Source organism: Olleya sp. Ti.3.14 (genome assembly GCF_038154885.1).
Classification (GTDB): Bacteria; Bacteroidota; Bacteroidia; order Flavobacteriales; family Flavobacteriaceae; genus Olleya.
The window spans coordinates 52654-65495 of sequence record NZ_JBAKAO010000001.1 but is presented as its reverse complement, the minus strand read 5'-3'; the positions used below and the strand labels follow the sequence as shown (position 1 = coordinate 65495).

The 12842-nt window shown below is 30.4% G+C and carries 10 protein-coding genes and 3 tRNA genes; 6 read left to right on the top strand and 7 right to left on the bottom strand.

Features of this window, described 5'->3' with window-relative positions; all coding sequences use genetic code 11:
- Position 1 precedes the first annotated feature (1 nt).
- The 4 genes from V6251_RS00310 to V6251_RS00295 all read left to right on the top strand — a co-directional run bounded on the left by V6251_RS00310 (position 2) and on the right by V6251_RS00295 (position 3567).
- Complete coding sequence (locus V6251_RS00310) at positions 2–643, top strand: DUF4159 domain-containing protein (RefSeq protein ID WP_341586474.1); 642 nt, start codon at positions 2–4, stop codon at positions 641–643.
- Between the two features lie 113 nt (positions 644–756).
- On the top strand, positions 757–1263 hold the full coding sequence (locus tag V6251_RS00305; protein WP_145001610.1) for a TrmH family RNA methyltransferase: 507 nt from the start codon (positions 757–759) through the stop codon (positions 1261–1263).
- Positions 1264–1289: 26 nt separating this feature from the next.
- Positions 1290–2384: an AI-2E family transporter gene (locus V6251_RS00300; RefSeq protein ID WP_341586473.1), complete on the top strand. Its 1095-nt coding sequence runs from the start codon at positions 1290–1292 to the stop codon at positions 2382–2384.
- Positions 2377–3567 carry a class I SAM-dependent methyltransferase gene (locus tag V6251_RS00295; protein ID WP_341586472.1) on the top strand — a complete coding sequence of 397 codons (1191 nt, stop codon included), beginning with the start codon at positions 2377–2379 and terminating at the stop codon, positions 3565–3567. The genes V6251_RS00300 and V6251_RS00295 overlap by 8 nt, the downstream gene beginning before the upstream one ends.
- Here the strand turns inward: V6251_RS00295 and V6251_RS00290 are convergent.
- The 5 genes from V6251_RS00290 to V6251_RS00270 all read right to left on the bottom strand — a co-directional run bounded on the left by V6251_RS00290 (position 3564) and on the right by V6251_RS00270 (position 6899).
- Positions 3564–3986: a hypothetical protein gene (locus V6251_RS00290; RefSeq protein ID WP_341586471.1), complete on the bottom strand. Its 423-nt coding sequence runs from the start codon at positions 3984–3986 to the stop codon at positions 3564–3566. The two genes, V6251_RS00295 and V6251_RS00290, sit on opposite strands and share 4 nt — an antisense overlap.
- A gap of 481 nt (positions 3987–4467) precedes the next feature.
- Positions 4468–4541, bottom strand: a tRNA-Arg gene (locus tag V6251_RS00285).
- 14 nt (positions 4542–4555) lie between these two features.
- Positions 4556–4630 (bottom strand) — tRNA-Pro (locus tag V6251_RS00280).
- Positions 4631–4669: 39 nt separating this feature from the next.
- A tRNA-Ser gene (locus V6251_RS00275) sits at positions 4670–4758 on the bottom strand.
- Between the two features lie 98 nt (positions 4759–4856).
- A complete protein-coding gene (locus V6251_RS00270) occupies positions 4857–6899 on the bottom strand; it encodes an HD family phosphohydrolase (protein ID WP_341586470.1) in 2043 nt (680 codons plus the stop codon).
- 126 nt (positions 6900–7025) lie between these two features.
- On the opposite strand from V6251_RS00270, the gene V6251_RS00265 reads away from it, so the two are divergent.
- Positions 7026–8204, top strand: a complete 1179-nt coding sequence (locus tag V6251_RS00265; RefSeq protein WP_341586469.1) for an acetyl-CoA C-acyltransferase — start codon at positions 7026–7028, stop codon at positions 8202–8204.
- 9 nt (positions 8205–8213) lie between these two features.
- Positions 8214–8963, top strand: a complete 750-nt coding sequence (locus V6251_RS00260) for a C40 family peptidase (protein WP_341586468.1) — start codon at positions 8214–8216, stop codon at positions 8961–8963.
- Positions 8964–9018: 55 nt separating this feature from the next.
- On the opposite strand, the gene V6251_RS00255 is transcribed toward V6251_RS00260, so the two are convergent.
- Positions 9019–10254: a tetratricopeptide repeat protein gene (locus tag V6251_RS00255; protein ID WP_341586467.1), complete on the bottom strand. Its 1236-nt coding sequence runs from the start codon at positions 10252–10254 to the stop codon at positions 9019–9021.
- A 32-nt stretch (positions 10255–10286) separates the two neighbouring features.
- A complete protein-coding gene (gyrA, locus tag V6251_RS00250; RefSeq protein WP_341586466.1) occupies positions 10287–12839 on the bottom strand; it encodes a DNA gyrase subunit A in 2553 nt (850 codons plus the stop codon).
- Between the last annotated feature and the right edge of the window lie 3 nt (positions 12840–12842).

The following is a 12842-nucleotide window of genomic DNA, read 5'->3' as shown; positions in this document are numbered from 1 at the left end:
TATGAAATTAAGACACTTAATAGTATTTTTATTATTCTCTGTTTTCTTACATAGTCAAGATTTAGCAATACTAAAATATAAAGGAGGTGGAGACTGGTACAGTAATCCAACAGCACTACCTAACCTTATTAAGTTTTGTAACGCAAATATTGATACCAAAATAAATATAAAACCAGAAACCGTAGAAGCAGGAAGTAGTGATGTTTTTAGGTTTCCTTTGTTACACATGACAGGTCATGGAAATGTAATATTTGACGATGACGAAGCTGAAAATTTACGTATTTATTTAAAGTCAGGTGGTTTTTTGCATATTGATGACAATTATGGAATGCAACCTTATGTAGTAGCTGCTTTAAAACAAATTTTTCCAAATCAAGAATTAGAAGAGCTTCCAACAACACATCCAATTTTTAGCTCAGCTTTTGTATTTAAAGACGGATTACCTAAAATTCATGAGCATGATGGTAAAAGACCACAAGCTTTTGGATTATATCATGACACTAGATTAGTGGTATTATTTACTTTTGAAAGTGATTTAGGAGACGGTTGGGAAGATCAAGAAGTACATAATGATCCAGAAGACATCAGACTTAAAGCTTTAAAAATGGGAGCTAATATTGTTAAATATGCTTTTGAAAATTAATTTGAATAAGCCTAACTTCTATTACATACTTTAAATTATATTAGCTTAAATCATTTTAATTTTAACTAATATTATCTTTATTTACTAATAGGTATTAAATAGCATCCATAAATTTGCAACTTACACACTACAATTCAAAATTTAAACAACAACAATTTCCTGTAACAGTTGTATGTCAAAACGTTTCAAACGCACCAAATATTGGAAGTTTGTTTAGAGCTTGTGATGCTTTTGGTATAGAAAAATTAATATTTTGTGGAACAGATATTCCTTTAGGTAGAAAAATGACCAAAACTTCTCGTGCTACAGAAAAGTCTGTGAATTATGAAATGCACAAATCAGCATTAGAAGTAGTTAACAAATTAAAGGAAAACAATTATTTTATTCTTTCTTTAGAAATATCTACAAATAGTCAAGCATTAAATAAAGTTAAATTTAATCCTAATCAACCTATCGCTTTGATTATAGGAGATGAAAACTTTGGAGTATCCGAAGAAGTCCTAAAAATTAGCGATGCCATAGTACATATAAATATGTTTGGTCAAAATAGTAGCATGAATGTTGTTCAAGCAACTAGTATCACACTATATGAAATTACTAAACAGTTTTCGCTAAAATAAATTTCAATAATTATATATTTACATATATGACTTCAAGAACAATTGCAAACGGAATTTTAAAAGCTTGTGCTGTCCTATTAGGATTAGCCTTATTAATATGGTTTGTGTATAAGATACAATCTGTAATTGTTTATTTGGTAATAGCTGGAGTTGTATCCTTGTTGGGACGACCTTTAGTCGTGTTTTTAAAAAATAGATTAAAATTTTCCGATACGCTGGCTGTCGTATCTACCATGGTATTATTTTTAAGTCTTGTTTTCGGGTTAATTAGTTTATTTATCCCTTTAATTCTAGAGCAAGGACAAAATTTATCCTTATTAGATATAGATTTATTACAATCTAATATAGAAAACTTATATAAAGAAGCAATAAGTCATTTTGGCTTAAGCACAAACGAAGTGGAAGAATCTTTCAAAGACTCTAAAATAATGTCAAAAATTAATTTTGGAGTTATACCAGAATTTTTAAACTATTTTATATCAGGATTAGGAAGCTTTAGCATAGGATTATTTTCAGTGCTTTTTATTTCCTTTTTCTTCTTAAAAGACAGCAAATTAATGAGTACAGGTATAGTAACTGTGCTTCCTAAAAAGCATGAAAAAAGATTAAGAAAATCGTTTGTAACTATTCGTGATTTACTAACAAGATATTTTGGAGGCTTAGTATTACAACTATTAATACTATTTACAATTTACTCTATTGTACTATTAATTTTTGGAATCGAAAACGCTGTAATCATAGCAACACTATGTGCATTACTAAATATAATACCATACGTAGGACCAATAATTAGTGCGTTTTTGCTAATCCTTTTAAGTATGTCTAGTAATTTAGGCGAAAATTTTAGCGATGTAATTTTACCAAAGACAATGTATGTTATGATTGGTTTTATAATCGCACAACTTGTAGATAATTTTATTAGCCAACCTTTTATATTTTCTAAAAGTGTTAATTCTCATCCTTTAGAGATATTTTTAGTAATAATCATAGCAGGATTACTTTTTGGTATAGTAGGTATGATATTAGCAGTACCAACCTACACAGCAATAAAAGTTATTTCAAAGGAGTTTTTATCAGAATACAGAGTGGTAAATAAATTGACACAAGGCTTGGATGACTAATTTTAATAAAGACATTCTAGACCCCAAAATACAAGAATTCATTAATCAAAATATTAATTCTGACGTAGCCAATTTAGCTTTAAAAGGAATTCCCTTTGATAATAATTTAAAACAAGATATAATCACACAAATTGAATCTAAAAAAAAGTGTGAAAAAAAATTACCGACTTGGTTTAATACTCCTAACATATACTTTCCTCCTAAACTTAATATAGAGCAAACATCCTCAGAAGTTACAGCACAATATAAATCTAATTTAATTTCAGGAAAATCAATCATTGATATAACTGGAGGATTTGGTGTAGATTGTTACTATTTTTCAAAAAAAGTAGATACAGTAATACATTGCGATTTAAACGTTAATTTATCTAAAATAGTAGAAAAAAATTCCTCTAAGTTAAAATTAAACAACATAACGTTTCATGCAAATGATGGACTAGAAGTTTTAAAAACTATAGGTGAAAAAGTAGATTGGATTTACATTGATCCATCACGAAGAAATGATATTAAAGGTAAAGTTTTTTTACTTAAAGATTGCTTACCAAATGTTCCAAAAAACTTGGATATACTTTTTCAGTATTCCAAGAATATAATGATAAAAACGTCACCAATCTTAGATATTAGCTCTGGAATTAGCGAATTACAAAACGTAAAACACATTCATTGTGTAGCAGTAAATAACGAAGTAAAAGAGCTTTTATGGATTTTAGAAAAAGATTTTAGTAATGAAATACAAATCAAAACAATAAATATTACTAATAAAGATACACAGTGCTTTAATTTTAATTTAAAAAACGAATTAGAAACTACTCCTACTTACAGTCAACCTTTAAATTATCTATACGAGCCAAATACAGCCATCTTAAAGTCAGGAGCATTTAATAGTATTGCAGGTATTAAAAATATATATAAACTACACAAACACTCACATTTATATACAAGTAATGATTTAACTGAATTTCCTGGAAGACGTTTTAAAATAATCAAAACAATTCCCTACAATAAAAAATCTTACAAAAAAGAAATAAATTTAAATCAAGCAAATATTACCACACGAAACTTTCCTGAAACAGTTGCTCAAATTAGAAATAAGTTTAAAATTAAAGATGGTGGTAAAAACTATTTATTTTTCACCACCATCCTCGAAAACTCAAAAACTATAATAAGTTCAGTAAAAATTTAATCTAAAGTTAAAATGATTGGTTCATTAACTTCATTTAAATTGTTAATTACGATTTCTACTTTAGTACAAGTAGACATATCTAAAACAACTTTACTGTCTGATACATTGTTTGCAGACCCATCAACACTAAAAATAGTTTGTCCTTCATTAAAACTTGACCAAGAAGATGAAGTTCCAGGAGCTACATTTAAAATTTCAATAACATTTTGATCAATATCTATAATTGTAAACGTATACGCTATTGTTCCATTGTTAATTAGTCTAGATTGTGGATCTTGATTATCACAAAAAGTAGTTGCTGTTGCATCACTCATTTTTGTAAAATTGCTGGAATTCTGATCCTCTAAAGATTCTAGACTACAACTAGTTGCTGAAAAAATAAGGCATAGACATGCCACGAATTTAAGTAGGTTATTCATTTATAAAAAATTATTATATGTAAACTTTTGCTTACATAGCGATTTGGGAGTGCAAAATTAATCTTTATTTCGAAACAAAATAATTTTTTTTAAAATTTTCGACGAAATGCAATATAAGCACATAACTAATTGAAAACCAATTCTTTGTGTTGGGCTAAAAAATAGAACACAAAAACCATATAAAACAAAAAAGCTTCACTATTTCTAATGGAGCTTTAAGTAAGCTATTTTTTATATTCATATTGCTTTACTTTTTCGTCGGTAATAAATTTATTAAATAATTAAACTTTCAAAAATAATTAACACGTACTTAATTGATAATTTAAGAATCTTTTATAATACCATAAAAAATGGTATCAAGATTAATTATTAAATGATATAACAATTATTAATTCTATCTTATAAGTATTTAAAGAATAGTAAAATATAAGAAATCAATATAAAAACAAAAAAGCCTCACTATTTCTAGTGAAGCTTTAAGTGAGCCCGACAGGATTCGAACCTGTGACCGCCTCCTTAGAAGGGAGGTGCTCTATCCAGCTGAGCTACGAGCCCGTAGCAATAAAAAGTCGGGGTGGCAGGATTCGAACCTGCGGCCTCCACGTCCCAAACGTGGCGCGATAACCGGGCTACGCTACACCCCGAAAAAGGTTATCAAAATAAAAATTTTGAGAAAATAATAGCGGAGAGACAGGGATTCGAACCCTGGGTAAGTGTTTCCACCTACGACGATTTAGCAAACCGCTCCTTTCGGCCACTCAGGCACCTCTCCGTTAATTATGTTGTAATGAACTTTGCAATTAATTGCGGGTGCAAATCTAAGATATCATCTTAAATTACACAACATTTTTTACTGTTTTTTTTGAAAAATTATTCAGGGTATTCAATTCTAAGATGGTAAATATTTGCAAGCTTGCGTTTTAGCACTTTTTTAATGGATTCAATTTCTTTAAAAGTTATGTTAGCATTCAAAAATTGACCGTCATCTTTTTGTTTATTTATAATATTTTCGACAAAATTATCAATTTTACTTGATGTTGGTTCTTTTAAACTTTTGGAAGCTGCTTCTACACTATCACACATCATTAAGATAGCAGTTTCTTTACTAAAAGGTTTTGGACCTGGATAAGTAAAATCTTCGATGTTTACAGCTTCACTATTAGCCTTTTCTTTCATATAAAAATAATAGACTTGACTTGTACCATGATGCGTTCTAATAAAGTCTATTACACGATCAGGTAGATTATATTTTTTAGCTATTTCAATTCCATCTAAGACGTGGTTAATAATTATTTTTGCACTTTCTTTTGGCGATAATTCATCATGACTATTAATTCCTGAGGATTGATTTTCTGTAAAATAGGTTGGCGATTTCATTTTTCCTATATCATGATACAATGCACCTACCCTAACTAGCATAGCATTGGCTTCAATCTCATTGGCTGAAGCTTCAGCTAAATTTGCTACATTTAATGAGTGATGAAATGTTCCTGGTGCTTTATTTGATAATTCTTTTAAAAGTTTAGAATTGGTGTCGGATAATTCTAATAATGAAACATCAGACACTAAACCAAATAGTTTTTCATAGACATAAATTAAAGGTTGCACAAATAAGGTTGCAAGTCCGCATAATATAAATAGTCCAAAGGTTTCCCATTTTAAGTTATCAATACTGGCTTCATGTATTACAAAAAAAGCAAAGTAAGCTATAATATAAACCAATGTAATTTGTCCAACTGATATAAAAAGGTTTGCTCTTTTATATAATTCTGATACTGTTAAAATAGTAACTATACCTGCTATTATTTGTAAAAACATATACTCATAGCTATTTGGTACAATAGAGCCTAACAACAAAACAGTAATTACATGTGTAAACAATCCTAATCTGGCATCAAAAAAAGCTTTTAATACTAAGGGTAAAATTGATATTGGTACCAAATAGACGTATTCCGAATTATAATTTATGATTAACGTAGTCAGCAATACAATAATTAAGACGTTAAAAAATATAAAAGTAACTTTGGTATTGTTTTTATAAACATCTAACCTATATTTTCTAATAAATAATAACAACATTAATAACGCTAAAGCAACTAATAATGTGTATGCAAAAACAATCCAATTATAGCTAGATTTACTCCAAACCTGAGACTCATATTCCTTTGATAATGAATTTAATACTTGATATTTATCATCATTTACCACCTCTCCCTTTGATATTATTAAGGTCCCTTTATCAATTACACCTCGATTACTAGAAATCTTATCTAAAGACTCTTGTAATACATTATCTGTAAGGGTTTTATTATAAGATAGGTTGGATTGTATGATATCAAAAAACAAAGCTGTCAATTTATTAGAATAACTAAATAAATTTTCCTCTTTCAATTCTTTTTCAATATTGTATTTTATATTTCCTTGTTTTTTTAAATTAGAATATAATGCGGATTTTTTTTCAACATTATCAACTAAAATTACCACGTTACTTTTTTCGTTAATTTTAAGATCTTCATTTAATATACCATACTGATAAAGGTCATTCAGTATCACTAAACCTTTAGATTTTAACTTATTAAAGTTACCAATAGAATCATTAAATGTTTTATTAAAAGCATTTTCATATTCATTTTTTACTTTTTCTTCAATGGTTTCGTTTTTATCAAAAAAATAAGTGGTTTGAGCTTTTATAAGTTCTTGCTCTTCTGTAACTTTTAGTTTTGATTTTTGAATTGCAAAATTAAAAGGTGCATATAAATTTTCGGTTTGCCAAGGTTTCCCTTTTTCAAAATTATACTTAAACCGTCCGCTTTTTGGAAAAATAAAAACGATTAAAAATGTTGTTGCTAAAAACAATAATATTTTATAAAACTGAGAATGGTTTTTATAAATGGTATTAATTTGATCTTTCATGCTTTAATCTCGTGTTTATCAAATGTAACAAATTATAACCCTATTATTAAGTTATAATCCCAAGAATAACCTAAATTTTATTAAAAAATTAGTAATTTCGTGGGACTAATATATTACATAAAAATTATGAGTAAAAAAGTCGTTATTGTCTCTGCTGCTAGAACACCAATAGGTAGTTTTTTAGGAGCTTTAAGCACTGTACCTGCTACAAAATTAGGAGCTATAGCTATTAAAGGAGCTTTAGATAAAATAAATTTAAAACCTGAATTAGTACAAGAAGTATTAATGGGAAATGTTGTTCAGGCTGGCAATGGTCAAGCACCAGCTAGACAAGCTGCTATTTATGCAGGAATACCCAATACAGTACCTTGTACAACTATTAATAAAGTTTGCGCATCTGGTATGAAAACAGTTATGCAAGCTGCACAAAGTATTGCTTTAGGTGATAATGATATAGTAGTTGCTGGAGGAATGGAAAACATGAGTATGATTCCGCATTACCTTCATGCTAGAACCGGAACTAAATTTGGTCCCGCTACTTTAATTGATGGTTTACAAAAAGACGGTTTAGTAGATGCATACGATCAAAATGCAATGGGTGTTTGTGCAGATGCTTGTGCTACAGAATATAACTTTTCAAGAGAGGATCAAGACAACTACGCTATACAAAGTTACAATAGATCATCTGCTGCTTGGGAAGCCGGAAAATTTGATAACGAAGTCGTTCCTGTAGAAGTTCCACAAAGACGTGGAGAACCTATTATTGTTAGTAAAGATGAAGAATTTACTAATGTTAAAATGGATAAAATACCTGGTTTAAGACCTGCTTTTAGTAAGGATGGAACTGTAACTGCAGCAAATGCATCTACTATTAATGATGGTGCTGGTGCAATGGTGTTAATGAGTGCTGAAAAAGCTGAAGAATTAGGTTTAACACCTCTTGCAACGATTTTAAGTTATGCAGATGCTGCTCAAGAGCCAAAATGGTTTACAACTGCTCCTGCTAAAGCTTTACCATTAGCTATTAATAAAGCTGGCATCGATCTTAAAGATGTTGATTATTTTGAATTTAACGAAGCTTTTGCTGTAGTTGGATTGGCTAATATGAAAATTTTAGGTCTAAACGATTCTAATGTTAACGTAAATGGTGGTGCTGTATCACTAGGTCACCCACTTGGATGTTCTGGAGTAAGAATTTTAATTACGCTACTTAACGTTTTAGAACAAAATGATGCTAAAATTGGAGCTGCTGCTATATGTAATGGTGGTGGTGGTGCTTCTGCTATGGTTATTCAACGTCACTAAAATCAACAAATGCAGTTCGGAATTTGTAATTTAAGTATTTTACCTTTAAGATTAGAACCATCTGATACTAGCGAATTAGTTTCGCAAGTACTATATGGCGATTTATTTAAGGTTTTGGAGCAACGTAAACAATGGAGTAAGATTAGATTAGCCTATGATAAATATGAAGGTTGGATTGATAATAAACAGTATTTAGAAATTACTGAGGAGTCCTATCAAAATCTAAATTTGGAAGCTCTAAAACTATCATCTGATTTAGTTGAATTTGTTCAAGACGAAAATCAGCTATTAAATACGATTGTTTTAGGTTCAACTTTAAATGGGTTATCGTTATTAAACCATACTTATGAAGGTGTTTATGTTGATAAACAAAATCCTAAATCTGAAATAATTTCTACTGCATTTAAATATCTTAATTCACCTTATCTTTGGGGAGGAAAAACACCTTTTGGAATTGATTGTAGTGGTTTTACTCAAATGGTTTATAAACTAAATGGTTATAAACTATTACGCGATGCTTCGCAACAAGCAAGTCAAGGTGAAGCTTTAAGCTTTATTGAAGAGAGTGAACCTGGTGATTTAGCCTTTTTTGATAATAACGAAGGCGTTATAACGCATGTTGGTATTATAATGAAAGACAATTACATTATCCATGCTCATGGTAAAGTAAGAATAGACCGTCTAGATCACAGTGGTATTTATAATTCTGATAAACGAGTGCATACCCATAAACTTAGGGTTATTAAAAAGATTATATAACATAAAAAAGCCTTCATTAAATGAAGGCTTTTTTTATTCTACTTAATAAATACTATTATTTATTAATATGGCTTTTAGCTTCTTTAGCTTTTTCAGTTTCACCTAAAGCATTATATATATTAGACAATTGCTCGTATATTGAATCTGGAGCTTTTGGATCTATTTTAATGTAATTTAATAACGTATTTGCACCATCATTAAACAACTGACCTTTTTGATTTTTTAATTGGTCATATTTTAAATTATCAGCTTTACTAGTTCCTAAACTATTCATTTGCTCAATCAATGCATTACCTTCTGTAATGTATGAAGTTGATAAGTTTAATGCAGCGTCAGAATTTGTTGGATCTAATTCTAATACCTTTTCAAAAGACTTTCTAGCTTTTGCTATCTCGTTACTATTCATGTACACAACACCAATGTTATAATGGATTGTAGGATCGTTAGGTACTTTTAATGCTGCTTCTTGTAATAACTCTTGAAACTTAGCAGTATCACCCATTTTATTATAAATATTAGCTTCACTAATAATTAAGTTGACATCTTCAGGATTGTTCTTTTTTGCTGTAGCAATAGCCTCTAATGCTTTATCATTTTCGCCTTTATTAGCGTAAATTAAAGCTATATTTTTAGTGATTTCACCTGCTCTAGATTCTGTTTGTCTTTCGCCTGGATTTTCGTGTGTTCCAAGTTTTACATAGTTATCTCTAGCATTTTTTTCTAAAATCTCTTCTTCTCCATTTGCTTTGTTTGTTGCAAAATACTCTGTACCAACACCTGTATAACCTAATTCATTAAGTTGTAAATAATATTTTAAAGCACCATCCATATCTTGATTGTTAATAGCACTAGAAGCAGCATAATATAAGTACGCTTGCTCTTCCTTATTTACATTATAAAGATTTTCAAAAGCAACTGCAGCTTTACCAAACTCTTTAGTCGTAAAAAAACCATTAGCCTTAGTTAATAGGTCATTTTCAATATCTTGTCTTAAAACAGTTACGTCGCTATTATCTTCTGTTACTTTATCTAAAAGTGTTGTCGCTTTTAAAACATCCTCAGCACTAGAAGTTCCATTAGCAAAATATGCATTTGCTGCAGCTAAATAATACTTATCTTTTAATTTATCGTCCATAGATCCTAGCATAGGTTCTAATTGCGTGATTAAGCTTTTAGCTTCAGCATAATTATTTTTATTTACTGCCTTTTCTAAAGCTTTTACTTCTTTTTTCTGAGCAAAAGAAAACACTGTTACAAGTAATGCTATCGCAAGAATTAATTGTTTTTTCATTATTAGTTTTTTTTTAATTGTTAAATTTAAAATTATTCTTCTTCTGTAATATCAATAGTTGTGCCATCTTCAGCATCTGTACTGTTTTCTAGACCTTCCAAAGTTTCATCTAATTCTTCTTCATCATCCTTCATTACTTTTGCAACTGCTGCTATTGAGTCTTTTCCTTTAAGGTTTATTAATTTTACACCTTGAGTTGCTCTACCCATAGTACGTAAACTTTCTACAGCCATACGAATGGCAATTCCAGATTTATTAATAATCATTAAATCATCAGTATCTGTAACCGTTTTGATTGATACTAAATCTCCTGTTTTTTCAGAAATAGAGATTGTTTTAACTCCTTTTCCTCCTCTGTTTGTAATTCTGTATACTGCTTCACCATCTTCTGGATCATCAATATAGGTACGTTTACCGTATCCATTTTCAGACACCACAAGTACTGTTTCTTCTTGAGGATTTTCTACGATTACCATACCTATAGCTTCATCTTTTGGATGTGCTAAAGTTATACCTCTTACACCAGAAGCGTTTCTACCCATTGGTCTAGTTTTAGCTTCTTCAAATCTAATGGCTTTACCAGATTTAAGTGCTATCATTACTTGACTGTTTCCAGTAGTTAATTTAGCTTCTAATAGTTCGTCATCCTCTTTAATAGTAATAGCATTAATACCATTAGTTCTTGGTCTAGAATATTGCTCTAAAGCAGTCTTTTTAACTTGACCTTTTTTAGTTGCCATAATCACATAATGACTATTGATATACTCTTCGTCTTTTAAATCTTGAGTACATATAAACGCCATTACTTTGTCGTCTTGCTCAATATTTATTAGGTTTTGGATTGCTCTACCTTTAGAGGTTTTACTTCCTTCTGGGATTTCATAAACACGCATCCAGAAACATTTACCTTTTTGAGTAAAGAATAACATGTATTGGTGGTTTGTACCAACAAATAAATGCTCTAAGAAATCTTCGTTTCTAGTTGTAGATGCTTTTTGTCCTACTCCTCCTCTATTTTGTGTTTTGTATTCTGTTAAAGACGTTCGTTTAATATAACCTGCGTGCGAAATAGTAATTACTACTTGTGCATCAGGTATCATATCCTCGATGCTTAAATCTCCACCTGCATACTCTATTACAGAGCGACGTTCATCTCCATACTTTTCTTTAACAACTATTAATTCATCCTTAATAATTTGCATTCTGCGATCTTTTTTATCCAGAATATCTTTAAGGTCTTCAATAGTTTTCATTATCTCTTCATACTCACTACGCAACTTGTCTTGCTCTAGACCAGTTAATTGACGTAGACGCATCTCTACAATAGCTTTTGCTTGTATTTCTGAAAGCTTAAAACGTTCTATTAAGTTGTTTCTTGCTTCGTCTGCATTATTAGACGCTCTAATAATAGCAATTACTTCGTCTATATTATCAGATGCAATAATAAGTCCTTCTAATATATGTGCTCTTTCTTCTGCTTTACGCAACTCATAAGTCGTACGTCTAACAACTACTTCATGTCTGTGCTCAACAAAATAGTGAATCAATTCTTTTAGATTCAATAATTGTGGTCGACCGTTAACTAAAGCAATATTATTTACACTAAAAGAAGACTGTAGTGCTGTATACTTGTATAGTTTATTTAATACAATATTAGGAATTGCATCACGCTTTAACACGTAAACAATACGCATACCGTTTCTATCAGACTCATCTCTAATAGTTGCTATTCCTTCAAGTTTTTTCTCGTTAACTAAATCGGCAGTCTTTTTAATCATGTCTGCCTTATTGACTTGGTATGGTATTTCTGTGACAATAATACACTCTCTACCTTGAACTTCTTCAATATTAGCATTACCACGCATTACAATACGTCCTCTACCAGTATGAAAAGCCTCTTTTACACCATCATATCCATAAATTGTACCTCCTGTTGGAAAATCTGGAGCTTTAATATGTGTGATTAATTCGTCAATTTCAATATCATTATTTTCAATATAGGCAATTGTACCGTCAACCACTTCCGTTAAGTTATGAGGTGGCATATTAGTAGCCATACCTACAGCAATACCAGATGCTCCATTAACTAAAAGTCCTGGAATACGTGTTGGTAAAACAGTCGGTTCTTCTAAAGTATCGTCAAAATTTAATTTATGATCTACAGTTTCTTTATCAATATCTGCCAACATGTCTTCAGATATCTTACGCATACGTGCTTCTGTATAACGCATTGCAGCTGGACTATCTCCATCCACAGACCCAAAGTTACCTTGACCGTCTACTAACATGTAACGTAAACTCCACTCTTGAGCCATACGTACCATTGCGTCATAAACTGATGTATCTCCATGTGGATGATACTTTCCTAAAACCTCTCCAACTATTCTTGCTGACTTTTTATGTGCGGAACTTGCTCTAACACCCAGTTCATGCATACCGTAAAGTACACGTCTATGTACTGGTTTTAAACCATCTCTTACATCTGGTAAAGCACGTGACACAATGACTGACATTGAATAATCAATGTAAGCCGACTTCATTTCATCTTCAATATTAATTGGAATGACCTTTTCTCCTTCTGCCATATA

What these genes read in the sequence shown, in the direction of transcription:
- V6251_RS00310 (WP_341586474.1), top strand. Translation starts at nt 2, where the DNA reads ATGAAATTAAGACACTTAATAGTATTTTTATTATTCTCTGTTTTCTTA.
- V6251_RS00265 (WP_341586469.1), top strand. Translation starts at nt 7,026, where the DNA reads ATGAGTAAAAAAGTCGTTATTGTCTCTGCTGCTAGAACACCAATAGGT.
- V6251_RS00295 (WP_341586472.1), top strand. Translation starts at nt 2,377, where the DNA reads ATGACTAATTTTAATAAAGACATTCTAGACCCCAAAATACAAGAATTC.
- gyrA (WP_341586466.1), bottom strand. Translation starts at nt 12,839, where the DNA reads ATGGCAGAAGGAGAAAAGGTCATTCCAATTAATATTGAAGATGAAATG.
- V6251_RS00260 (WP_341586468.1), top strand. Translation starts at nt 8,214, where the DNA reads ATGCAGTTCGGAATTTGTAATTTAAGTATTTTACCTTTAAGATTAGAA.
- V6251_RS00255 (WP_341586467.1), bottom strand. Translation starts at nt 10,254, where the DNA reads ATGAAAAAACAATTAATTCTTGCGATAGCATTACTTGTAACAGTGTTT.
- V6251_RS00300 (WP_341586473.1), top strand. Translation starts at nt 1,290, where the DNA reads ATGACTTCAAGAACAATTGCAAACGGAATTTTAAAAGCTTGTGCTGTC.
- V6251_RS00270 (WP_341586470.1), bottom strand. Translation starts at nt 6,899, where the DNA reads ATGAAAGATCAAATTAATACCATTTATAAAAACCATTCTCAGTTTTAT.
- V6251_RS00290 (WP_341586471.1), bottom strand. Translation starts at nt 3,986, where the DNA reads ATGAATAACCTACTTAAATTCGTGGCATGTCTATGCCTTATTTTTTCA.